The sequence below is a fragment of the Steroidobacter gossypii genome, from assembly GCF_016801985.1.
GTDB lineage: Bacteria > Pseudomonadota > Gammaproteobacteria > Steroidobacterales > Steroidobacteraceae > Steroidobacter > Steroidobacter gossypii.
This window is the reverse complement of the sequence record NZ_JAEVLS010000004.1, coordinates 726,821-750,748: the sequence shown is the minus strand read 5'-3', so window position 1 is coordinate 750,748 and position 23,928 is coordinate 726,821. Positions and strand designations below refer to the sequence as shown.

19 protein-coding genes and 1 pseudogene are annotated in these 23,928 nt (G+C 64.2%); 18 read left to right on the top strand and 2 right to left on the bottom strand.

Annotated elements, in window-relative coordinates; all coding sequences use genetic code 11:
* Both JM946_RS20170 and purL read left to right on the top strand, forming a co-directional pair.
* Positions 1-330: a DUF1820 family protein gene (locus JM946_RS20170; protein ID WP_203169162.1), complete on the top strand. Its 330-nt coding sequence runs from the start codon at positions 1-3 to the stop codon at positions 328-330.
* Between the two features lie 85 nt (positions 331-415).
* Entirely contained in the window at positions 416-4,330 is a 3,915-nt protein-coding gene (gene purL / locus JM946_RS20165) for a phosphoribosylformylglycinamidine synthase (protein ID WP_203169161.1), read from the top strand.
* Positions 4,331-4,377: 47 nt separating this feature from the next.
* Here purL and JM946_RS20160 read toward each other — a convergent pair whose 3' ends face one another.
* Positions 4,378-5,031, bottom strand: a complete 654-nt coding sequence (locus JM946_RS20160; protein ID WP_203169160.1) for a hypothetical protein — start codon at positions 5,029-5,031, stop codon at positions 4,378-4,380.
* An 89-nt stretch (positions 5,032-5,120) separates the two neighbouring features.
* Positions 5,121-6,797, bottom strand: a complete 1,677-nt coding sequence (ettA, locus tag JM946_RS20155) for an energy-dependent translational throttle protein EttA (RefSeq protein WP_203169159.1) — start codon at positions 6,795-6,797, stop codon at positions 5,121-5,123.
* A 217-nt stretch (positions 6,798-7,014) separates the two neighbouring features.
* Here ettA and JM946_RS31775 point away from each other — a divergent pair.
* The 16 genes and pseudogenes from JM946_RS31775 (at position 7,015) to nusB (ending at position 23,892) form a co-directional block, all read left to right on the top strand.
* A pseudogene (locus JM946_RS31775) lies at positions 7,015-9,820 on the top strand (cation-transporting P-type ATPase).
* Positions 9,817-10,695, top strand: a complete 879-nt coding sequence (locus JM946_RS20135; RefSeq protein ID WP_203169157.1) for a universal stress protein — start codon at positions 9,817-9,819, stop codon at positions 10,693-10,695. Before JM946_RS31775 ends, JM946_RS20135 begins: the two are co-directional and overlap by 4 nt.
* Before the next feature lie 79 nt (positions 10,696-10,774).
* Complete coding sequence (locus tag JM946_RS20130) at positions 10,775-13,672, top strand: monovalent cation/H+ antiporter subunit A (RefSeq protein WP_203169156.1); 2,898 nt, start codon at positions 10,775-10,777, stop codon at positions 13,670-13,672.
* Positions 13,672-14,016 carry a Na+/H+ antiporter subunit C gene (locus JM946_RS20125; protein WP_203169155.1) on the top strand — a complete coding sequence of 115 codons (345 nt, stop codon included), beginning with the start codon at positions 13,672-13,674 and terminating at the stop codon, positions 14,014-14,016. The genes JM946_RS20130 and JM946_RS20125 overlap by 1 nt, the downstream gene beginning before the upstream one ends.
* Positions 14,013-15,641 (top strand): monovalent cation/H+ antiporter subunit D, encoded by a 1,629-nt coding sequence (locus JM946_RS20120; RefSeq protein WP_203169154.1) that lies wholly within the window; start codon positions 14,013-14,015, stop codon positions 15,639-15,641. The genes JM946_RS20125 and JM946_RS20120 overlap by 4 nt, the downstream gene beginning before the upstream one ends.
* The gene (locus tag JM946_RS20115; RefSeq protein ID WP_203169153.1) at positions 15,638-16,138 is read left to right on the top strand and encodes a Na+/H+ antiporter subunit E; all 501 of its coding nucleotides are present in this window, start codon (positions 15,638-15,640) and stop codon (positions 16,136-16,138) included. The genes JM946_RS20120 and JM946_RS20115 overlap by 4 nt, the downstream gene beginning before the upstream one ends.
* Entirely contained in the window at positions 16,135-16,416 is a 282-nt protein-coding gene (locus JM946_RS20110; RefSeq protein WP_203169152.1) for a K+/H+ antiporter subunit F, read from the top strand. Before JM946_RS20115 ends, JM946_RS20110 begins: the two co-directional genes overlap by 4 nt.
* Positions 16,413-16,730, top strand: a complete 318-nt coding sequence (gene mnhG, locus JM946_RS20105) for a monovalent cation/H(+) antiporter subunit G (RefSeq protein ID WP_203169151.1) — start codon at positions 16,413-16,415, stop codon at positions 16,728-16,730. The genes JM946_RS20110 and mnhG overlap by 4 nt, the downstream gene beginning before the upstream one ends.
* A 124-nt stretch (positions 16,731-16,854) precedes the next feature.
* Positions 16,855-17,850 (top strand): arginase family protein, encoded by a 996-nt coding sequence (locus JM946_RS20100; RefSeq protein WP_203169150.1) that lies wholly within the window; start codon positions 16,855-16,857, stop codon positions 17,848-17,850.
* Positions 17,851-17,956: 106 nt separating this feature from the next.
* Positions 17,957-19,219, top strand: coding sequence for a serine hydroxymethyltransferase (gene glyA / locus JM946_RS20095; protein ID WP_203169149.1), 1,263 nt, complete (start codon positions 17,957-17,959; stop codon positions 19,217-19,219).
* A 29-nt stretch (positions 19,220-19,248) separates the two neighbouring features.
* Positions 19,249-19,755 carry a transcriptional regulator NrdR gene (nrdR, locus tag JM946_RS20090; RefSeq protein WP_203169148.1) on the top strand — a complete coding sequence of 169 codons (507 nt, stop codon included), beginning with the start codon at positions 19,249-19,251 and terminating at the stop codon, positions 19,753-19,755.
* Positions 19,756-19,757: 2 nt separating this feature from the next.
* Positions 19,758-21,008 (top strand): bifunctional diaminohydroxyphosphoribosylaminopyrimidine deaminase/5-amino-6-(5-phosphoribosylamino)uracil reductase RibD, encoded by a 1,251-nt coding sequence (gene ribD, locus JM946_RS20085; RefSeq protein ID WP_203169147.1) that lies wholly within the window; start codon positions 19,758-19,760, stop codon positions 21,006-21,008.
* Positions 21,009-21,045: 37 nt separating this feature from the next.
* Complete coding sequence (locus tag JM946_RS20080) at positions 21,046-21,639, top strand: riboflavin synthase (RefSeq protein ID WP_203169146.1); 594 nt, start codon at positions 21,046-21,048, stop codon at positions 21,637-21,639.
* Between the two features lie 14 nt (positions 21,640-21,653).
* Positions 21,654-22,760 (top strand): bifunctional 3,4-dihydroxy-2-butanone-4-phosphate synthase/GTP cyclohydrolase II, encoded by a 1,107-nt coding sequence (gene ribBA, locus JM946_RS20075; RefSeq protein WP_203169145.1) that lies wholly within the window; start codon positions 21,654-21,656, stop codon positions 22,758-22,760.
* A gap of 197 nt (positions 22,761-22,957) precedes the next feature.
* On the top strand, positions 22,958-23,434 hold the full coding sequence (gene ribH / locus JM946_RS20070; RefSeq protein ID WP_203169144.1) for a 6,7-dimethyl-8-ribityllumazine synthase: 477 nt from the start codon (positions 22,958-22,960) through the stop codon (positions 23,432-23,434).
* The gene (gene nusB, locus JM946_RS20065) at positions 23,434-23,892 is read left to right on the top strand and encodes a transcription antitermination factor NusB (protein ID WP_203169143.1); all 459 of its coding nucleotides are present in this window, start codon (positions 23,434-23,436) and stop codon (positions 23,890-23,892) included. The genes ribH and nusB overlap by 1 nt, the downstream gene beginning before the upstream one ends.
* Positions 23,893-23,928 lie beyond the last annotated feature (36 nt).

The window sequence follows — 23,928 nt, the reverse complement described above, 5'->3', positions numbered from 1 at the left end:
ATGGCAGCCAGTCACATTTTCAAGGTCGTTTTTGTCAACCAAGGCAAGGTCTACGAAATCTACGCCCGCAAGGTCAGCCACGGCTCGCTGTTCGGCTTCGTGGAAGTCGAAGAGCTGGTGTTTGGCGAGCGCTCGGCGGTGGTGGTCGATCCCACCGAGGAGAAGGTCAAGGCCGAATTCGACGGGGTGAAGCGCACCTATCTGCCGATGCATTCGGTCCTGCGCATCGATGAAGTGCGCCAGCAGGGCGTGAGCAAGATCAGCAACTTCGACGGCTCCAACGTCACGCCGTTCCCGATGCCGGTGTATACGCCGGGGGACAAGAAATAGCCTGCCCGAAAGCGGGCAGCGCGCCGGCAGAACGGGCCGTTTTCCGGTATGATTCGCGCCCGTTCCGCTGCCCCCGTCGCACTCCATGCTGACCCTGTCTGGCGCGCCTGCACTGTCCGATTTCCGTACTGCTCGCCTGCTTGCCGCTCTCCGATCGCGAGTCCCCGCTGTCGAGTCGCTCACCACGCGCTACACGCACTTTGTGCAAGCGCCACGGGCGCTTACAGCGGATGAACGGCGCGTCCTCGACGCGCTGCTGACATATGGGCCGGCGCAGCCGCCAACGCCTCCCGACGCCTCGGCGCAGTTGATCGTGGTGATTCCGCGGCCGGGCACGATTTCGCCCTGGTCGAGCAAGGCCACCGATATCGCGCAGGTGTGCGGATTGCGGGCGATCGAGCGCATCGAACGCGGCATCGCTTATTTCGTGCGGGCTTCATCGCCGCTGTCCGCGGAAGATCTCCAGGCGATGGCGCCAGCGCTCTACGACCGCATGACCGAAGCGGCGGTGTTCTCCTACGAAGATGCCGGTCGGTTGTTCGATCACCAGTCGCCACGTTCGCTGAAAACCGTGCCGCTGCTGGCCCAGGGGCGGGACGCGCTGGTCAAAGCGAACGAATCGCTGGGACTTGCGCTGTCGCCGGACGAGATCGATTACCTCGCCGACAACTTCAACAAGCTGGGCCGCGATCCCACCGACGTCGAGCTGATGATGTTCGCGCAGGCCAACTCCGAGCACTGCCGCCACAAGATCTTCAACGCCGACTGGATCATCGACGGCGAACGCCAGCCCAAGTCGTTGTTCGCCATGATCAAGAACACGTACGCGAACAACTCGCGCGGCGTGCTTTCCGCTTATCGCGACAATGCCGCTGTGATCGAAGGTCCGGTGGGCCGGCGCTGGTTCGCGGACGTGAAGCATCATGGCTACGAGTTCAACGACGAGCCCATCGACATCCTGATGAAGGTGGAGACTCACAACCATCCCACCGCGATCTCGCCGTTCCCGGGCGCAGCGACCGGTTCGGGTGGTGAAATCCGCGATGAAGGCGCGACCGGCCGCGGCGGCAAGCCGAAGGCGGGCCTGGCGGGCTTCTCGGTATCTCACTTGCGCATCCCCGGCTTCGAGCAGCCGTGGGAGAAAGATTTCGGCAAGCCCGGGCGCATCGCCTCCGCGCTGGACATCATGATCGAAGGTCCGCTCGGCGCGGCCGCGTTCAACAACGAGTTCGGCCGGCCGAACATTCTGGGCTACTTCCGTACGTTCGAGCTCGAGGCGTCGGCGTCCGATCAGGCGGCGGCTGCGCGCGCCACGCTGCGCGGTTATCACAAGCCCATCATGATCGCCGGCGGCGTCGGCAACGTGCGGCGCATGCATGTCGAGAAGTCGGAGATCCCTCCGGGCGCCAAGATTGTCGTGCTCGGCGGTCCTGCGATGTTGATCGGCCTGGGCGGCGGCGCCGCTTCGTCCGTCGGCAGTGGCGCGAGCACGGAAGATCTCGACTTCGCATCGGTGCAGCGAGGCAATCCAGAGATTCAGCGTCGCGCCCAGGAGGTCATCGATCAGTGCTGGGCGATGGGCGAGAGCAATCCCATCCTGCTGATTCACGACGTCGGCGCGGGCGGTTTGTCGAACGCGATTCCGGAGTCGGTGGCACACAGCAGTGGTCGCGGTGGTCGCGTCGATCTGCGCACCATTCCGTCAGTCGAGCCGGGCATGTCTCCTGTGGAGATCTGGTGTAACGAGGCGCAAGAGCGCTATGTGCTGTTGATCGAAGCCAAGGATGTCGAATGTTTCGCCGCGCTGTGCGCGCGCGAGCGCTGCCCGTTTTCGGTAGTCGGTGAGATCACGGACGATGGCTGGTTGAAGGTGGGCGATCCTTTGCTGAAAGCGCCGCCGGTGGATCTGCCGCTGAATGTGATGCTCGGCAAGCCGCCGAAGATGACGCGCGACGTGAAGCGATTGCCGCCGCTGGGCGATGATTTCACCGGCGCGAAGCTGGATGTGCGAGACGCGGCGTATCGCTTGCTGCGCTTCCCGGCGATTGCGGATAAAACATTCCTGATCACCATCGGCGATCGCACCGTGGGCGGCATGATCAGCCGCGATCCCATGGTCGGTCCGTGGCAGGTGCCGGTCAGCGACGTGGCTGTGACATTGAGCGACTACACGTCGGCGACGGGCGAGGCGATGGCGATGGGCGAGCGCACGCCGCTCGCTCTGTTGAACGCGCCTGCGTCCGGTCGCATGGCCGTGGCCGAAGCGGTTACGAACATTGCGGCCGCCGATATCGCGGCGCTCGATCAGGTTCGTTTGTCCGCCAACTGGATGGCTGCGTGCGGCGAGCCTGGTGAAGACGCCGATCTGTATGCGACGGTGAAGGCGGTCGGCGAAGAATTCTGCCCGGCGCTCGGCATCACCATTCCGGTCGGCAAGGACTCGTTGTCGATGAAGACCAGCTGGCAGAGCGAGCAGGGCTCGCGTCGCATGGTCGCGCCGTTGTCGCTGATCGTGTCGGCGTTCGCGCCGGTGCGCGATGCGGGTCGCACGCTCACGCCGCAGTTGCGTCCGGAGATCGACAGCTCGCTCGTGCTCATCGATCTGGGCGCGGGCCGCGATCGGCTGGGTGGCTCGTGTCTTGCGCAGGTGTTCGGCAAGCTCGGTCACGAAGCACCGGATTGCGACGATCCCAAGGCGCTCGCGAGCTTCTTTGCGGCGATTGTCGAATTGCGCGCTGCCGGTTCGATTCTCGCTTATCACGATCGCTCCGACGGTGGTTTGTTTGTAACGCTCGCCGAGATGGCGTTCGCGGGGCATTGTGGCGTCGATGTGGATTTGGGGGTCGAGGTGCGCGATCCGAATGCCGCATTGTTCAGCGAAGAGCTGGGCGCGGTACTGCAGGTTCGCACGGGCGATGTGAAGTCCGTGCTCGGCGTGCTGGATCGTCATGGGCTTGCGACCATGAGCCGCGTCATCGGTAAGGTGACAAATGGCGATCGCGTGCGTGTTCGGTCTGGGGGCGAGGCGTTGCTCGATGAGTCGCGCACCGAGTTGCATCGTGCGTGGTCCGAGACCAGCTTCCGTATGACTCAGCTGCGCGACAATCCGCAAGGTGCGCAGGAGCAGTATGCGACGGTCACGGATCCGAAAGATCCGGGCTTGAACGTGAAGCTCAGCTTCGATTTGAATCAGGATGTAGCCGCGCCGTTCATTGCGAAGGGCGTGCGACCGAAAGTGGCCATCCTGCGCGAGCAGGGCGTCAACAGTCACATCGAGATGGCCGCAGCGTTTCATCGGGCCGGCTTCGCGCCGTTCGACGTTCACATGACCGACCTGGTCGCGGGCCGATTCGATCTGAACGAGTTCCGCGGCATGGTGATTTGCGGCGGGTTCTCTTACGGCGACGTGCTGGGCGCTGGTGAAGGGTGGGCGAAGTCCATTCTGTTTCATCCGCAGCTGCGCGATTCGTTCACCCAGTTCTTCTATCGCACCGATACGTTCTCGCTAGGTGTTTGCAACGGCTGCCAGATGATGGCGGCGCTGCGCGAGCTGATCCCAGGCACCGAACATTGGCCGAAGTTCGTTCGCAACCGTTCCGAGCAGTTCGAGGGTCGCTTGAGCCTCGTCGAGGTCGTGAAGTCGCCGTCGCTGTTCTTCGCCGGCATGGAAGGCTCACGCATGCCCATCGCCGTCGCCCACGGCGAGGGTTACGCCGACTTCGCCGGCCGCGGCAACATCGACTCGCTCATCGGCGCGAATCTCATGTCGCTGCGTTTCGTCGACAACCACGGCAACGCCACCGAACGCTATCCCGCCAATCCCAACGGCTCCCCTCGCGGCCTCACCGGCATCACCACCCCGGACGGCCGCGTCACCTTGCTGATGCCCCATCCCGAGCGCGTGTATCGCACGCTTCAGAACTCCTGGCATCCCGATGGCTGGGCCGAAGACAGCCCGTGGATGCGAATCTTCCGCAACGCTCGCGTGTGGGTGGGCTGAATCAGCGGTCGGACGCTGAGTAGGGAGGCGAACAACGCTGGCCGCGATTAGCGCCAGCTGCCGGCGGCCTGTTGAGCGGCGGCGTTGACGGGGCGGGCGATGAGGCCGGATTGCGTGATGGAGACTTCGTAGCGGGCGCCGTCGGACATGGGCATGTACGCGGCGTTGCCGTAGACGGCGTCGACGAAGGGCAGGCGAGAGGGGTGGTCGAGCGTCAGCTGCCACAGATCCAGGCCGGGATTCTCGGCGAGCGGGTAGACGGTGCGCTCGGCGCTGCGCTCCTGGTCGATGTTTCTATAGCGGCCGCTGACGCGCTCCAGGCGATACTGCGCGTCCAGCCCGAATAGATTGGCCCAGCCCTTCCATTTCAACACGCGAGCGTCGAGTTGCCACTCGTCGCCGGACAATACAAACATTTGTATTTCGCCGTTGGGCACTTGCGTGAGCGTCGCGTTGAACGACTGCGGACCGCGCTGTTGAAACACGATCTCCGCGACGGGCCGCTCGTGAGTCAGCCGAGCGTAGGTGTGCAGGTTCAAGGAAACGACGAATAACAACGCGGCGACGGCGAGCAGCAACGCGCCGGTGAGGCCGGCGCCGCTGGCGGCGAGGAGGCGGGCCCGGAACAGCCGCTGACACGCGAGGATCAGCAGCAACAATCCGAAGATCGCGATGACCAGAATGACTGCGTCGGAAATCACGAGCTGACTACCTCCGATGTCAGCGGACGAGAGGCGCGCTCGCCGGCCGCGGGCATGCGCGCCGCGGCCTGCGGGTCGACGGCAGAGCTTTACGCATCCAGTTTCTTGTAGCGGATACGATGCGGCCGATCGGCATCTTCGCCCTTGCGACGTTTGAAGTCTTCGACGTACTCGGCGTAATTGCCTTCGAACCAGGTGACTTCGGAGTTGCCTTCGAAGGCCAGGATGTGCGTGGCGATACGGTCCAGGAACCAGCGATCGTGCGAGATCACGATGGCGCAGCCGGGGAAGCTCAGCAGCGCCTCTTCCAACGCCCGCAGCGTTTCCACGTCGAGATCGTTGGTCGGTTCGTCGAGCATCAGCACGTTGCCGCCGCTCTTCAACACCTTCGCCAGATGCACGCGATTGCGCTCGCCGCCCGACAGTTCGCCGATCAACTGCTGCTGCTGTGTGCCGCGAAAGTTGAAGCGACCCACGTAGCCGCGCGAGGCGGTTTCGTAGTTGCCGACTTTGATCATGTCGAGACCGCCCGAAATCTCCTGCCACACCGTGTTGCTGTCGGTCAGCGACTGGCGCGATTGATCCACGTACGCCAGCTGCACCGACGGACCGATTCGGATCTCGCCCGCATCCGGTTTCTCCTGGCCGGTGAGCATGCGGAACAGCGTGGTCTTGCCGGCGCCGTTCGGGCCGATCACGCCGACGATGCCGCCGGCCGGCAGATTGAAGCTCAGATTGTCGAACAGCAGACGATCGCCGAAGCCCTTTTTCAGGCTGTTGGCCTCGATCACCAGCTCGCCCAGGCGTGGGCCGGGCGGGATGTAAATCTCGTTGGTCTCGTTGCGCTTCTGGAATTCCTGCGAGGCCATTTCCTCATAACGCTGCATGCGCGCCTTGCTCTTGGCCTGGCGCGCCTTCGGATTCGAGCGCACCCACTCCAGTTCGCGCTCCAGCGTCTTGCGCAGGCCTTCCTGTTGTTTCTCTTCCATCGCGAGGCGCTTTTCCTTCTGGTCGAGCCAGGAGGAGTAGTTGCCCTGCCAGGGGATGCCGTGGCCGCGGTCCAGCTCCAGGATCCAGCCGGCGACGTTGTCGAGGAAGTAACGATCGTGGGTCACGGCGATCACCGTGCCGGGATATTGCTCGAGGAAACGTTCCAGCCACGCCACCGACTCGGCGTCCAGATGGTTGGTGGGCTCATCGAGCAGCAGCATGTCCGGCTTCGACAACAGCAGACGGCACAACGCCACCCGACGGCGCTCGCCACCGGAGATCTTGGTGACATCCGCATCCCACGGCGGCAGGCGCAGGGCGTCGGCGGCGACTTCCAGCGTGCGCTCCAGCTCCCAGCCGCCCTTGGCGTCGATCGCGTCCTGCAGCTTGGCCTGCTCATCGAGCAGCTTGGTCATTTCGTCCGGATCGAGATCGGGATCGGCGAACTTGTCGCTGACCGCGTTGAAGCGATCGATCAGCGCCTGCACTTCCCCCACGCCTTCGAGCACGTTGCCGCGCACGTCCTTGTTGGGATCGAGCCCCGGCTCCTGTTTCAGGAAGCCGATCTTGATGCCGGGCTGCGGACGGGCCTCGCCGTCGATCTCCTTGTCCTCGCCCGACATGATGCGCAGGAGCGTGGATTTACCCGAGCCGTTCAAGCCCAGCACGCCGATCTTGGCGCCTGGAAAAAACGACAGGGAGATGTCTCGCAGGATGACGCGCTTGGGCGGCACGACCTTGGAGACGCGATTCATGGTGTAGATGAATTGGGCCATTGAACTCTCTGTGCTTGGCTATGCCTGTGGCTGTGTGGCTGCGGCCCCGGATCTGACAAGAGCTGGCAGCCGACAAGCGCCGAAATGGCCCTGCATGATACAGGGGATCGGCGCGCTTGCGGATCGCCGCGCGGTCACCGGCCACTCAGAATCCCTTAGCGCCTAGCAGCTTCCCCGAGTGCCCCCGCCGGCCGATTGCCGGCAAGGTGTGTGACCCATGAGGATTCTGAAACCGAGCAGAACGTGGGCCGAGGGCGACCGATCGCCGACGACGCACCCGTCGCCGCAGTCCGACCAGGCCTGGCACGCACGAGAATCCACCGAGGTGGTGCAGACGCTGGGCACGGATGCGCGCGTCGGACTGACCGCACGAGAGGCTGCTGCGCGCCTGGCGCGATTCGGGCCGAATATGCTGCCCGAGCCGGCCCGGCGCCCGGCCTGGCTGCGCTTCCTGCATCAATTTCACAATGTGTTGATCTACGTGATGCTCGCCGCGGCCGTCATCACCCTCGCGATGAGGCATTGGATCGACACCGCCGTGCTGCTCGCGGCAGTGATCGTCAACGCGGTGATCGGCTTCATTCAGGATGGCAAGGCGGAGACCGCGCTCGACGCCATTCGCCAGATGCTGTCGCCGCACGCGATGGCGATACGCGACGGCGAGCGGGTCGATGTCCCGGCAGAAACATTGACGCCGGGCGATGTCGTCGTGGTCGCCTCCGGCGACCGCGTTCCGGCGGACCTGCGCATTCTCGTTGCGAAGAATCTGCGCGTCGACGAGTCGCTGCTGACCGGCGAATCGGTGACGGTCGCGAAGTCATCGGAGCCGGCGCCTGAGTCTGCCGTCCTCGCCGAGCGACGGAGCATGCTCTATTCCGGCTCGCTCATCGCATCAGGCAGCGCCACCGGCGTGGTGGTCGGCACTGGCGTGCGTACTGAACTCGGCGGCATCGGCGTGATGATCGCGCGTGTCGAGGAAGTATCGACGCCATTGGTCCGTCAGATCGCACAGTTCAGCCGCTGGCTGGCCGGCGGCATTCTGCTGCTCTCGGCCGCGACCTTCGTGCTCGGCGTGTGGTTGCGCGGGCATGGCATGAGCGAGATGTTCATGATGGTCGTTGCGCTTGCGGCTTCGGCCATCCCGGAAGGATTGCCGGCCATCATGACGGTCACCCTGGCGCTGGGGGTGCAACGCATGGCGCGCAGGCACGCCATTGTTCGCAAGTTGCCCGCTGTCGAAGCGCTGGGCGCCGTCACGGTGATTTGCTCGGACAAGACCGGCACGCTCACCAAGAACGAAATGACAGTGCAGCGAATGGTCGCCGCGTCCGGGGTGTTCGAAGTGAGCGGCGTCGGCTATGCGCCCACCGGCGCCATATATTGCTCCGAAGCGCCGATCACGGCGGAGCAGGATTCGATTCTGCTCGAGACCGTCCGTTGCGCCGTGCTGTGCAACGATGCATCGCTCTATTCGGATCGGAATGCATGGCGCATCGCCGGCGATCCCACCGAGGGCGCGCTGCTGACGTTTGCCGCCAAGGCCGGGCTCGAAACTCGAGCGCTCTGCAATGAAACGGACGGATGCGATTCCGTTCGAATCCGAGCGCCGCTTCATGGCGAGCCTGCACGAGGATCATCGCGGCCACGCGATTGTTTATCTGAAAGGCGCGCCGGAGGTGATCCTGAGCAAGTGCTCGGCGCAGCTGGATCGCAATGGCCTGGCGGATGTCGACGCCTACTATTGGCGGCGCCAGATTACCGATCTCGCCGCGCGTGGCATGCGCATCCTCGCGCTCGCCCGCAAGCCACTCGCCCGATCGCAAGTCGATGTGACATACGATGATGTCGAGCAGGGCTGCACGCTGCTCGCATTGTTGGGCATGATTGATCCGCCGCGCGAGGAAGCGATCGCGGCGGTGGCCGAGTGCCATGCGGCGGGTGTGCGAGTGAAGATGATCACCGGTGATCACGCCGATACCGCGCGGGCGATCGGCGCTCAGCTCGGGATCGGTCGCGGCGCGCCTGCGCTCACCGGCGCCGAAGTGGAAGTGATGGACGATGCAGCGCTGCGTGAGGCGGTTCAAGGCATCGACGTGTATGCCCGAGCCAGCCCCGAGCACAAGCTGCGTCTGGTGCGAGCATTGCAGGCCAATGGAGAGATCGCTGCAATGACCGGCGATGGCGTCAACGACGCGCCAGCGCTCAAGCGAGCCGACATCGGCGTCGCCATGGGGCGCAAGGGAACGGACGCCGCCAAGGAAGCCGCCGACATGGTGCTCGCGGATGACAACTTCGCCACCATCGGCAGGGCGATCCGCGAGGGCCGCGCCGTTTACGACAATATCAAGAAGTTCATTCTTTTCATGTTGCCCACCAATGGCGGTGAAGCGCTGGTGGTGGTGGCGGCGATCCTGTTCGAGCTGACCTTGCCCATGACGGCGGCGCAGATCCTGTGGATCAACATGGTGACCTCGAGCACGCTCGGGCTCGCGCTTGCGTTCGAGGCGGCGGAGCACGACGTGATGCTACGGCCGCCGCGCGACGCGCGCGAGCGCCTGCTGTCGGGCTTTTTCATCTGGCGCATTCTCATGGTGTCGACGTTGATGATGATCGGCGCCCTGGGCCTGTTCCTGTGGGAGATTGAACGCGGCTCGTCCCTGGAGACTGCCCGCACGATGGCGGTGAACGCGGTGGTGATGAGTGAAATGTTCTATCTGCTGAACAGCCGCTTCATTCACGCCTCGGTGCTGTCTCGTGAGGGGCTGTTCGGCAATTGCTATGTGCTGGCGGCAATCGCGGTCTGCGCGAGCCTGCAATTGCTGTTCACCTATTGGGAGCCATTGCAGGCGGTGTTCGGCTCGAGCGGGCTCGGGCTCGCCGAATGGGGGCGGGTGTTGGCCGCGGGCCTGTTGGTGTTCGTGGTGGCGGAACTGGAGAAACTTGTGCAACGCTGGCGCAGTCAGCGTCGGCAGACCGCGTCGCGCGTGGGCTATCGCCCGGCACTGCGAGAGGAAAGTATGTGAGCGCCACAATCCGGAAGATCGTCGCCGCCACCGATCTGTCGATGTATGCGCACCGCGCAGCGTTACGGGCCGGCAGGCTCGCGCGGGAGCACGACGCCAGTCTGCAGTTGTTGCACGTTGTGAACGCGGCCTCGGCCAATGCTCTGCAGAAGCTGTTGCCGACCGCCCCGCCGATCGGCGCCGCGATGATCGCCGAAGCCACGCAAGCCGTGCAGTCGCTCGCCGAAGATGTCGCCAAGGCGGGCGGGCCCACCGCCGAGTGTCGGATCGAGGAGGGCGATGTCACCGACACGTTGCTGGCGGTGGCGGCCGATGCGGACCTGGTGGTCTTGGGTCCCAGAGGATTGAACCCCGCCAAGGACTTTCTGCTCGGCTCCAGCGCCGAGCGAATCGCTCGTCGCGTCCGCTCGCCCCTGCTGATCGCGAAGCAGGAAGCCGCCCTCTCATATGAGTGCGTGCTGGTGCCCGTGGACTTCTCCGCTAGCTCCTTGCAGGCAGTGAGGTTTGCACGCGCGCTGGCGCCGCGAGCCACCTTGCACGTCTTTCATGCGTATGACAGTCCGTACGAAGGTCGGCTGCGGAGTGCCGGCGTGACCGAGGAGGCGATCAAGAGCTATCGACATACCTTGCAGCTGGAGGCGGAAGCGGCGCTGTGCGAGCTCCTGGCGCGCGCTCCGGACGTGAAGGATGTTCGATCACGCGTCGAGCTGGGCGATCCCCGTGTGGCCATTTGCACGCGAGCCGACGAGCTGCAAAGCAATCTGATCGTGATGGGCAAGCAGGGCAGGTCGTGGTTCTCGGAATTTCTGTTGGGCAGCGTGTCACGCCGAACCATCGAGCGCGCGGTCTGCGATGTGGCGATCGTGCCTGGTTAGAGGCGTCGCCGCCGAGGCACGAAACTGCTGAATCGAAACGTCTGGTCAACTCCGGTTCGATCATGTATCTGTGCGCCTGATGGCGCTCTATCTCATCCTGTTACTTCCATTCGTCGGCGCACTGGGCGCGGCGCTGCTTCGAGCCAACGCCCGTAATCTGGAGGCGTGGCTCGCGGCTGCGATCGCGATTGCCTGCGCGAGCTTGCTGGCGACCAAGTACCCCGACGTGGCCGACGGTCGCGTGGTGCGGGTCGCGGTCGACTGGTTGCCGCAGTTCGGTCTCACCTTCGGGCTGAGACTCGACGGCTTCTCATGGATGTTCGCCATGATGGTGACGGTGATCGGCGCGCTGGTGGTGGTCTATGCGCGCTATTACATGTCGCCGGCCGATCCCGTACCGCGCTTCTTCGCGTTCCTGCTGGCGTTCATGGGCTCGATGCTCGGGGTGGTGCTGTCGGGCAATCTGATTCAGCTGGTGGTGTTCTGGGAGCTGACCAGCTTCACTTCATTCGTGCTCATTGCGTATTGGTATCACCGCCCCGATGCGCGTGCCGGGGCGCGCATGGCGTTGACGGTGACCGCGGCGGGCGGCACATGTTTGCTCGCGGCCGTGCTGATGCTCGGTCATATCGCGGGCGGATATGAGTTGGACGAGGTGGTCGCGGCGACGCAGACCATTCACGAGCACGCGCTTTACCCCGCCATCATCGTGCTGGTGCTGCTCGCCGCATTCACCAAGAGCGCGCAGTTTCCATTTCACTTCTGGCTTCCGCGCGCCATGGCGGCGCCGACGCCGGTGTCCGCCTACCTGCACTCGGCGACCATGGTCAAGGCCGGCGTGTTCCTGTTGGCGCGTCTGTGGCCGGTGCTCTCCGGCGGCGATCTGTGGTTCGCCATCGTCTGTAGCGCGGGCCTCGCCTCCCTGCTGCTCGGCGCCTACGCGGCAACCTTCCAGCGCGATATGAAGGGAGTGCTCGCTTACTCCACCATCAGTCACCTTGGATTGATCACGCTGCTGTTGGGCATGAACAGCCCGCTCGCGCTGGTGGCGGCCGTGTTCCACATGTTCAATCACGCCACGTTCAAGGCCTCGCTGTTCATGGCCGCCGGCATCGTGGACCACGAGACCGGCACTCGCGACCTGCAGCGACTGGGCGGTTTGTATCAGGCCATGCCGATCACCGCGACCCTGGCGATGGTCGCCGCCGCGGCCATGGCGGGTGTGCCGCTGCTGAACGGCTTCCTGTCCAAGGAGATGTTCTTCGCCGAGACCATTTTCGCTGGCGAAGCGCTCTGGGTGCGTATCGCCTTGCCGGCTACCGCCACGGTGGCCGGCATGTTCAGCGTCGCGTACTCGGCCCGCTTCATCCGTCAGGTGTTTTTCGGATCGCCGGGCGAAATGCCGCGCGAGCCGCATGAGCCAACGCGCCTCATGCTGCTGCCGAGCGCCACGCTGGTGTTGCTGTGTCTGTTGGTCGGCACGCTGCCCGGGCGAACCGTGGGGCCGATGCTCGATCATGCGACTCGTTCGATCCTTGGCGCCGAGCGCATGCCGACCTACAGCCTCGCCGTGTGGCACGGCTTGAATACGCCGTTGCTGATGAGCGCGGCGGCGTTCATCGGCGGTCTGACCATTTATTTCTGGCTGACGCGCAAGGGGCATCCGATCGGCGCGTTGACGCCGGTGTTCCGTCGCTTCGACGGCAAGCGCGCTTTCCACGTCTCGCACATCTCGCTGGTCCGTGCGGCCACCCTGGTGGTGCGGACGATCTCCTCGACGCGACTGCAAACCCAACTCGCCTTGATCGTCGTCTCTGTGATATCGGCTGCCACGGTGGCCACCGTCGGTCGCCTGCAGTTCGATTTGCGCGGCGGCTGGACTCGAATCGATGTCGCGTTCGCCTTGATGTGGCTGGTGGGCTCGGCGTGCGCCATCGGTGCAGCATTGCAGGCGAAGTTTCATCGCCTGGCCGCGCTGATCATGGTCGGCTGCGCGGGGCTGGTCACATCGCTGACGTTTGCCTGGTTCTCGGCGCCGGATCTGGCGCTCACCCAGGTGAGCGTGGAAGTGGTGACGACGGTGCTGCTGCTGCTGGGGCTGCGCTGGATGCCCAAGCGTCTGCCGCTGGAGTTGCAGAATCGAAATCGTCCGCGTGCGCGCGCTCGCCGCGTTCGTGACGCCACACTGGCCATCCTCGCGGGCGCGGGGCTTGCGACGCTGGCCTATGCCGTGCTCATGCGTCCGGCCGGACCTGGCATCAAGGATTTCATCGTGGCCAACGCGTTGCCGGGCGGCGGCGGACAGAACATCGTCAATGTCATTCTGGTGGACTTCCGCGGCTTCGATACATTCGGCGAGATCACAGTGCTCGGCATCGTCGCGTTGACCATCTACAAGCTATTACGGCGATTCCGACCCGCCCCCGAAGTCATGACCACATCTTCGGAGAAGCGCGACGGGGCCCGCGAGCCAAGCGATCCGAGCGCAGCTCTGCCCACCGGAGCGATGCTCGCGCCCGCAGTGCTGGGACGTTTGGTCCTGCCGATGGCGGGCGTGGTCTCGGTGTACTTCCTGCTGCGCGGGCATAACGAGCCGGGCGGCGGCTTCGTCGGCGGGCTGGTGATGGCCACTGGCTTCATCGTGCAATACCTGGTGAACGGGACGTTGTGGGTCGAGTCGCGCATGCGCATTCATCCGCTGTATTGGATAGGCGGCGGCTTGCTGTGCGCGGCGGGCGCTGGAATGCTGGCCTGGTTCGCTGCGCAACCGTTCCTGTCGGCGCTGGAGTGGGAGCCGAGCTTGCCGGTGCTCGGCAAGCTGCATCTGTCCACCGTGCTGATCTTCGATTTGGGCGTTTACATGCTGGTGGTGGGAACCACCACCTTGATGCTGATTGCGTTGGCGCACCAGTCGTTGCGCAGCTATCGACGCATGGCGGAGGCCGAACAGATGACCAGTATCAGGATGGTTCGCTGATGGAGCTGATCTACGCTCTGGCCATCGGCATCTTTTGCGCCTGCGGCGTGTGGCTGGTGCTGCGCCCGCGTACCTTCCAGGTGATTCTGGGCCTGGCGCTGCTGTCTTACGCCACCAACTTGTTTATTTTCGCGATGGGACGTCTGACGCTGAACCGGCCGCCGTTGATCGATCCGACCGCGGCGTTCGATGCGTCGCGCTATGACGATCCGATCCCGCAGGCGCTGGTGCTGACCGCCATCGTCATCGGCTTCGCGACCACCGCGCTGTTCCTGGTGATGTTGATCGCCTCGCGCGGCTTCACCGGCACCGATCACGTCGACGGCGTGGAGAAGAAGGAATGAACTGGCTGGAGCATCTGCCGGTTCTGCCCATCATCCTGCCGCTGGTGGCCGGTTCGCTGCTGTTGTTCATGCCGCAGTCCCGGACGGTGCTGCGTCCATCGATCGCATTGTTCTCGACCTTGGGGCAGGTCGCGGTCGCGGCCTACATGCTCTATCGCCTGGTCGTGCCTCAGCCAGGGCTGCTCGAGCATGGGGTGGAGGTCTACGTGCTCGGCGGCTGGGTCGCGCCGTTCGGCATCGTGCTGGTGGTCGACCGGCTGTCGGCGCTGATGTTGGCGCTGGGCGCGGCCATCGCCCTGCCAGTCCATGTTTATTCTCTGGCGCGTTGGGATCGGGTCGGCGTGCACTATCACTCGATGCTGCAGTTCCTGTTGATGGGACTGAACGGCGCCTTTCTCACCGGCGATCTGTTCAACCTGTTCGTGTTCTTCGAGATCCTGCTGGCCGCCTCGTATGGTCTGCTGATGCACGGTTCGAATGCGGTGCGCGTCAAGGCCGGCTTGCATTACGTGGCGGTGAATCTCACATCGTCGCTGATCTTCCTGATCGGCGTGGCCTTGATGTATGGCGCGGCAGGCACGTTGAACCTGGCCGATCTCGGCGCGCGTTGGGCCGAGTTGCCGCCGGCGGATCGCACCGTGTTCGAAGCCGGCGTGGGCGTGCTCGGCGTCGCCTTTCTCATCAAGGCGGGCATCTGGCCGCTCAACTTCTGGTTGCCGTCGACATATACCGCAGCCAGCCCGCCGGCCGCGGCGATGTTTGCCATCCTGACCAAGGTGGGTGTGTACGCGATGTTGCGCTTGGGCTCCTTGTTGTCACAGCCCGAAGCGCCCGCGCCGTTCTCCGGGCCATGGCTGTTCTATGGCACGGTGGCCACCATGTGGTTCGGTATCGTCGGCATGCTCGCGGCCCGGCAGCTGAGCCGACTGGTGGCGTTCTACGTGATCGTCTCCTCCGGCACCTTGCTCTCGGTGTTCGCGTTGGGCATCACTTCGGCGGTTGCGCCGGCGCTGCTGTATCTCATCGCGTCGGTGCCCGCCGGCACTGCTTTCTTTCTGATCGCGGGCATGACCGAGAGGCTGCGCGTCAACGGTGGCGTGGAAACAATGGCGCCGCAGCCCACGACCTACAGCGCTTTCATGGCCGGTGACCCTCAGGAAGCCGAGCTCGCCGAGAATGAGCTGGAGGAAGTCGGTGTTGCCATTCCAGCGGCGCTTGCGTTTCTAGGCATGGCATTCGTCATCTGCGTGATTCTCACGACCGGTCTGCCGCCGCTGGTGGGCTTCCTCGCCAAGTTCTCGCTGGTCTCGGTGTTGCTCGGCCCGGCGATGGATGAGTCGTCGCTGGACGCATGGCTGCTGATCGTGTCCTTGCTGGCCACCGGCTTCGCCGGCTTGGTCGCTCTGACGAGTCGCGGTATCCGCTCCTTCTGGTTCAGCGGTCGCATCACCCCGAGGCTGCGAATCATCGAAGCCGCGCCGGTCGCGTTTCTGGTCCTGCTGTGCGTGACCATGACGGTGGTCGCCGGTCCCATCATGGAATATCTGGATCTCGCGGCGGACTGGCTGCATCAGCCCGATGCATATATCCGCGCAGTGATTCCGGCCGAGGAGGCGTCGCTATGATGCGCATCCCGGTGTTGTTTCCATTGGGACTTGCGGTGCTGTGGCTGGTGCTCACCGAGTCGCTGTCGCCGGGTCACATCCTGCTGGGCCTGGCGGTGGGCTTCGGCATGGTGCTGTCGTTTCAGAAACTGCGCCCGGTGCGGCCGCGCCCCAAGCGCTGGCACGTTGCGATCCGGCTGGCGCTCATGGTGCTGATCGACATCATCAAGTCGAACATCGCCGTGGGCCGGGTCGTGCTCGGCTTGACCGGCGGGCGCACCGTGAAGTCCGAGTTTCTGGACATCCCGCTGGACCTGCGCGACCCGCACGGCCTGTCGGTGCTGGCCATGATCCTGACGGCCACCCCCGGCACCGTCTGGTCGGGCCTGGCCAAGGACTCCTCGATGCTGAGATTGCACGTGCTCGATCTGCAGGATCCGGACGCGTGGATCCGAACCATCAAAACCCGTTACGAGCGGCCACTCATCCAGATCTTCGAAGGGGAGCGCTCCGAATGAGCACCATGGTGAACGCGGCGGTGTGGTTCGCGCAGCTGTGTTTCGCGGTGGCGATGGTTAATGCTGCCATCGCCATCATGCGAGGTCCGACCGCGCAGGACCGCGTGCTCGCATTCGATACGCTTTATATCAACGGCATGCTCACGCTGCTGCTGTTCGGGGTGCGCTGGACGTCCAGCGTGCACTTCGAAGTCGCCATGCTGATCGCGTTGTTCGGCTTCGTCGGCTCGGCGTCGCTGGCGATGTTTCTATATCGAGGCGAGGTCATCGAGCCATGATGCCGGAGCTTCCGTTGTGGGCAGCCTTGCCCGCCGCCGTACTGCTGATCGTTGGCGGATTGCTCACGTTGATCGGTTCGATCGGCCTGCTGCGCCTGCCCAATTTCTTCATGCGCATCCACAGCGTTTCGATGGGCAACAGTCTCGGCGTGGGCTGCGTGTTGCTGGCTTCGATGCTGATCGCCTCGGCCCTGGCGCATCGGCCCGTCATTCATGAACTGCTGATCACGGTGTTCATGGTGTTCACCGCGCCCATCACCATGATCGTGCTGATGCAGGCCGCGATCAAACGAACCAAGCCGCCTCGCAAGTAAACGGGCCAGCTCGCCGCGCTGCGTAGTGACGCCGGTGTGGATCTCGCAGCGAATTTCCGGGTACAGTGAGCCTTACCAAACATTCCTCGCAGGATCCGATGTCCGCCGCCCGGGTGCTTCCGCCGTGAACGACCCCACCTGTCGTGTCCTGCTCGTGTCGGGGGACGAAATCGCGCGCTATGGTTTTGGCGACGGACACCCGTTTGGGACCGATCGGCACGAAGCGTTCATGCGCGAGTTGCACAAGCGCGGCATGGATGGGCGAGTGCTTCGGGCCAGTGCGCGTCCAGCCACTCGCGAAGAACTGGAATGGTTCCATCTCGCGGCCTATGTGGACCTGGTTCGTGAGCGTTCAGTGACGGGTCACGGCTATCTGGACGCAGGCGACACGCCGGCATTTCGCGGCGTCTACGAGGCAGCCAGCCATGTCGTGGGCGGCACCTTGACCGCGGTCGAGGCGGTCATGGCCGGCACGGCGCGGCGCGCCTTCATTCCCATCGGCGGTCTGCACCATGCCGCTCCCGAGCGAGCCGCGGGGTTCTGTGTCTTCAACGATTGCGGTGTCGCGGTTCATTACCTGCGACGCAAGCACCAGCTCAAACGCATCGCTTATGTCGATATCGACGCTCACCATGGCGACGGCGTGTTCTATGCCTTCGAGGACGACCCGGACCTGCTGTTCGCCGACCTGCATGAGGATGGCCGATATCTGTATCCGGGCACGGGTCGGGCCGAGGAGACCGGAGCAGGGCCGGCCCGCGGCACCAAGCTCAATATCCCGCTGGCGCCCGGGGCGGAAGACGATGAATTCCACCTGGCCTGGGCCCGCGTCGAGGAATATCTGCTGGCGGGCAAGCCCGAATTCATCCTGCTCCAGTGTGGCGCGGACAGTCTGGCGGGCGATCCCATCACCCATTTGCGATTTACCGAAGCGGCGCACGCCCATGCCGCCGCCCGCTTGTGCGTGATCGCCGACGAACTCGGCCACGGCCGTGTGGTCGGGATGGGCGGCGGTGGCTACAACCGCCAGAACCTGGCTCGGGCGTGGACTGGCGTCGTCGGCGCATTCCTGGACAGCCAAGCGCAGCAGGGATCCGTCGGGGAAATCGCGGCCCGCTGACTCCCCGGGCTTTGCAAATGCCCGTGGCTGCTCGTTTCCAGTGCAGCTGCCTCGGCTAGCACAGCCGGTTTCCCGTACAATCGGCGCCCCCACTGCCGAGGTATCCATGTTCCCCGCCAACGCCACCATCGCCGGCTTCGACCCGGAATTGCAGGCTGCCCTGGACTCCGAGCGCCGCCGCCAGGAAGCCCACATCGAGCTGATCGCTTCCGAGAACTACGCCAGCCCTCGGGTGCTCGAAGCGCAAGGCTCGGTGCTGACCAACAAATACGCCGAGGGCTATCCGGGCAAGCGCTACTACGGTGGCTGCGAATACGTCGACGTGGCCGAGCAGCTGGCCATCGATCGGGCCAAGAAACTGTTCGGCGCCGCTTACGCCAACGTGCAGCCGCACTCCGGCTCGCAGGCCAACGCCGCCGCGTATCTGGCGCTGATCAACGCCGGCGACACCATCCTCGGCATGAGCCTGGATCATGGCGGGCACCTGACCCACGGCGCCAAGGTGAATTTCTCGGGCAAGCTGTTCAAAGCCGTGCAGTACGGCTTGAACCCCGCGACGGGTGAAATCGACTACGAGCAGGTCGAGCGCCTCGCCAACGAGCATCGGCCCAAGCTGATCGTCGCCGGCTTCTCCGCGTACTCGCGCGTTGTCGATTGGGAACGTTTCCGCAAGATCGCCGACAGCGTCGGCGCTTACTTCCTGGTCGACATGGCGCACGTCGCTGGCCTGGTCGCGGCCGGCGTCTATCCGAACCCGGTGCAGATTGCGGACGTGACGACGACGACCACTCACAAGACGCTGCGCGGTCCGCGTGGTGGTCTGATCCTCGCGCGCGAAAACGAAGAGGTTCAGAAGAAGCTCAACTCCCTCGTGTTCCCGGGCACGCAGGGAGGCCCGCTGATGCACGTGATCGCCGCCAAGGCGGTGGCGCTGCTCGAAGCGTTGCAGCCGGACTTCGTGGAGTACCAGAAGCAGGTGGTCGCGAATGCGCGCGCCATGGCTGCCGCGTTCATCAAGCGCAACTACAAGGTCGTGTCTGGCGGCACCGACAATCACTTGTTCCTGCTGGATCTGATCGGGCGTGACATCACGGGCAAGGATGCGGACGCGGCGCTGGGGCGTGCTCACATCACGGTGAACAAGAACGCGGTGCCGAACGATCCGCGTTCGCCGTTTGTGACCAGCGGTTTGCGCATCGGCACGCCGGCGTCGACCACGCGCGGCTTCAAGGAAGCGGAGATGACCGAAGTGGCGAACTGGATTGCGGACATCCTGGATGAGAACGGCAGCGAGGCCGCGGTCAACAGGACGCGGGCCAAGGTGGAGGAGATCTGCCGTAAGTTCCCGGTGTACGCGCAGGCGAAGTAACAAGGAACGACGGGTTTCTTCGGCAGCCTATGCATTGTCCGTTTTGCAATCACGAGGAAACCAAGGTGATCGATTCGCGGCTGGCGGGCGAAGGGCAGCAGATTCGCCGCCGCCGCGAATGTCTGGAGTGCGGCGAGCGCTTCACCACCTTCGAGACCGCCGAGCTGGTCATGCCTCGCATCATCAAGAGCGACGCCAGCCGGGAGCCGTTCGATGAGCAGAAGCTGCGCAACAGCCTGCTCAAGGCGCTGGAAAAACGGCCGGTGGCGAGCGAGGGGCTGGATGCCGCCGTCGCGCATATCTGTCACAAGTTGCGCGCGCTCGGCGAGCGCGAAGTGCCGGCTCGCATGATCGGCGAGATGGCAATGGAAGAGCTGCACTCGCTGGATGAAGTGGCGTACGTGCGTTTCGCCTCGGTGTATCGCAGCTTCCAGGACGTGGAAGCGTTTCGGGAAGAGATCGAGCGCATGCGCGCACGAGTGCGCGATACCGAAGGTCAGTTGCCGCTCTGGACGGGCGGCGACAAGAAGAAATAGTCATGTTTTCGAGTTTCGACGAGCGAATGATGCAGCGGGCGATCGAGCTCGCCTCGCTCGGTCGTCACACCACGCCGCCCAATCCCTGCGTTGGCTGTATCGTGACTCAAGGCGAGCGCATCGTCGGTGAGGGCTGGCATCGCAAAGCAGGCGAGTTGCATGCGGAGCCGCTGGCTTTGCAGGCCGCAGGGGCTGCGGCTCGAGGCGCGACCGCGTATGTCACGCTCGAACCTCATTCGTTTCATGGCAAGACGCCGCCGTGCACCGATGCGCTGATTCGCGCCGGCGTGCGCCGCGTGGTCATCGGCGTGCTCGATGCGAACCCGAAGGTGAGCGGCGATGGCGTGCGTCAATTGGAGGCTGCTGGCATCGAAGTGCAGGTCGGCTTGCTGGAAGAGGCGGCGCGCGAGCTGAATCTCGGCTTCGAGAAAAGAATGATCACCGGCCTGCCGCGGCTCGTTGTGAAATCCGCGATCAGTCTGGATGGTCGCATCGCACTCGCCAGCGGCGAAAGTAAATGGATCACTGGTGCGGCCGCGCGGGCGGATGTGCAGCGGCTGCGCTCGCGAATGAGCGCGGTTTTGACGGGCGTGGATACGGTGCTCGCCGATGATCCGCAGTTGAATGTGCGCGATCCGTCCATCGATATGCTCGGCCGTCAGCCGATGCGCGTCGTGCTCGACACCAAGCTGCGTATGCCGCCGAGTGCGGCCATGTTGAAGCTGCCCGGAGAAACATTGATCTTCACCGGCGCGGGCACGGGCCCACGCACCGATGCTTCGGCCGCCGCGGGCGGGCAGGCGTCGTCCTCTGCGAGCGAAAATTCCGTACCCACCGGCGATGCCGAATTGGCGTCTGCAAAGAAAGATTCAGAGGACGCCGGGCAGGCGTCGTCCTCTGCGAAGGTTGATGCCGCTGCGGACGAATTGCGCCGGGCCGGCGCGCAAGTGATCACGGCCGAGCTGGATCCGTTCGGCCGCATCGATCTGGATTTCGTGCTGCGAGAACTGGGGCGGCGGATGTGCAACGACGTGCTGGTCGAGGCTGGCCCCACGCTGGTCGGCCGAGTTCTGCAGCTCGGCCTCGCCGACGAGATCATTGCCTACATTGCTCCCATGCTGCTCGGCCCGGACGCGCGCGCCATGGCGACGCTTCCGCCGCTAGCAGCGCTGAATCAAGCACAACGTTATACAATCCAGTCCATCGACCGGATCGGCGCTGAGGCGCGATTGGTTCTACGCCGTTGTCTCTGACCAGTCATCAGTCACCAGTCATCAGTCACATCAAAAGATGTTCACCGGAATAGTCCAGTCTGTCGGCGAAGTGCGGGCGGTCACGCCACGCGGGGGCGATGTCGAGTTACTGATCGGCGCACCCGGTCTGGATCTGAAGTCGGTCGCCATCGGCGACAGCATCAGCTGCAGCGGTTGCTGCCTGACCGTGACGCGCATCGAAGGCGACGCCTTCGCCGCCGACGCTTCCTTGGAAACATTGAACGTGACGACGCTGGGCCAGTGGGCCGCCGGCCAGCGACTCAACCTGGAAAAGGCGCTGTGCGCCGGCCAGCCGCTAGGCGGCCACTATGTCACTGGCCACGTCGACGGCATCGCAAGCGTCGTCGATCGTGTCAACGATGCACGTTCCATTCGAGTGCAGTTCGAAGCGCCCGTGCCGCTCGCTCGTTACATTGCGCGCAAGGGCTCCGTCTGCATCGACGGCGTCAGCCTGACGGTGAACGACGTCGAAGGCGCGCGCTTCTCTGTGAATTTGATTCCGCACACGCTCGAAGTCACCACGCTGAACGAATATCGCGCCGGCACGCGCGTGAATCTGGAAGTGGATATCATCGCGCGCTATCTGGAACGACTGAACGCTCCGGTTTGAGATTCGAGACCCGCATGAAGCTGAATACTATCGATGAGATCCTGGCCGACATTCGCGCCGGCAAAATGGTCATCATCATGGACGATGAAGATCGGGAGAACGAAGGCGACCTGGTGATGGCGGGCGAGTTCGTCCGGCCCGAGGATGTGAATTTCATGGTCCGCTATGCACGCGGCCTGATCTGTCTCACCTTGACGCGCGATCGTTGCAAACAACTGCGCCTGCCGTTGATGGTGAGCGAAACGCACGCCGACCATCGCACCAATTTCACGTTGTCCATCGAAGCCGCCGAGGGCGTGACGACTGGCATCTCGGCGCACGACCGAGCGGCGACGATTCGCGCCGCCGTGCGTCGTGATGCGAAGCCGGAAGATCTGCGCCAACCGGGCCACATCTTTCCTGTGATGGCGCAGGCGGGTGGGGTGCTGACCCGTGCGGGTCACACCGAAGCCGGTTGCGATCTGACGCGCCTCGCCGGTTGCGAGCCGGCCGCCGCCATCGTCGAGATCTTGAACGACGACGGCACCATGGCGCGCCGGCCCGATCTGGAAAAGTTCGCTCAGCAGCATGGGCTCAAGATCGGCACCATCGCCGACCTGATTCGCTATCGGCTGGAGAAGGAGCGCTCGGTGGAGCGCATCTCCGAGCAGCAGGTGCAGACGGAGTTCGGCGCATTCCGCATGTATTGCTACGAGGATCACGTCAATCGCACCGTGCACCTGGCGCTGGTGGCGGGCCAGTTGGATCCCGGCAAGCCGCCGCTGGTTCGCGTGCATCTGAAGAACACGCTGGGCGATGTCGTGGGCATCCATGAGCCGGCGCTCGGCTGGCCGCTGCGCTCGGCCATGGCTCGCGTCTCGAAGGAAGGCAACGGCGTGATCGTCATCCTGCGCCCCGATGAAACGCCGCGGGACCTGATGGAAGCGGTGGCTGCCATCAGCCAGCCGGAGACGGCGCATACGCCGCGCCATGTCGGACCGGAGGTGCTGCGGACCTACGGTATCGGAGCGCAGATCCTGCGAGACCTGGGCGTGAGCCGGATGCGGGTGTTGTCGGCGCCCAAGCACATGCATGGACTGTCGGGTTTCGACCTGGAAGTCGTCGAATACGTCGACGGGTGAGCTTGAGATGCCAGGAAGACCCACCCCCTAACCCCCTCCCGTGAACGGGAGGGGGAATTGAATTTCTCTATTTTTTTCCTCGCAAACAGGGCAGATTGACTTCTCGGAGCAGGGCGTCCTCGCGCGCCGGCCATGGGGGATGTCCCCTCGTGCTGGTATACTGTGCCACCCGACCATTGCCGCCCATCCATCTCCCCATGGAATCCATCAAGACTCTCGAAGGCGACCTGCAATGTCGCGAGCTGCGCTTCGCCATCCTGGCCTCGCGCTTCAATGAGTTCATCGTCGATCAGCTGGTGAAAGGGGCGGTCGATTCGCTGCGCCGCCATGGCGCCAGCGACAAGCAGATCGAAATCGTGCGTGCGCCGGGCGCATTCGACTTGCCAGTGGTGGCCCGCAGGCTGGCGCTGAGCAAGCGTTTTGACGCCATCATCGCGCTGGGCGCGGTGATCAAAGGCGCGACGGCGCACTTCGACTACGTCGCAGGCGAATGCGCCGGCGGTCTCGCTCGAGTGGCCAACGACACGGGCATTCCGGTGTCCTTCGGCGTGCTGACCACCGACACCATCGAGCAGGCGGTCGAGCGCGCCGGCACCAAGGCCGGCAACAAGGGCGCGGACGCGGCGGTCACCGCCATCGAGCTCGCCAACCTGCTGCGCAAGATCGAAGCTTGATGACCGACGAAGCTCCCAAACTCATCGCTCGTGGCACCGGCTCGCGCGCCCGTTCGCTGGCTCGCAAGCTGGCCATGCAGGCGTTGTATCAATGGCAGCTGACCCAGCAGGAGGCGGTCGAGATCAAGCGGCAGTACCTGGAAAGCGAGGATTCGGCGGGCGTCGACGAAGATCATTTCGTCGAGCTGGTCACCCAATGTATCGGGCGCAATGCGGCCATCACCGGCGCCCTGACGCCGTTCGTAGATCGGCCACTCGAGCAGCTCGATCCGGTCGAGTCCGCGATTCTGATGATCGGCATGTACGAGCTGCAGCATCGCCTCGATATTCCCTATCGCGTCGTGATCAACGAAGGCGTCGATCTGTGCAAGCGCTTTGGCGCCACCGACGCTCACAAATACATCAACGCCGTGCTGGATCGCGCCGCGCGCGAAATCCGGGCCGCCGAGCGGCAGTAATCCCTCGCACGAGAGCAGCGGGCGGCGAGGGACACG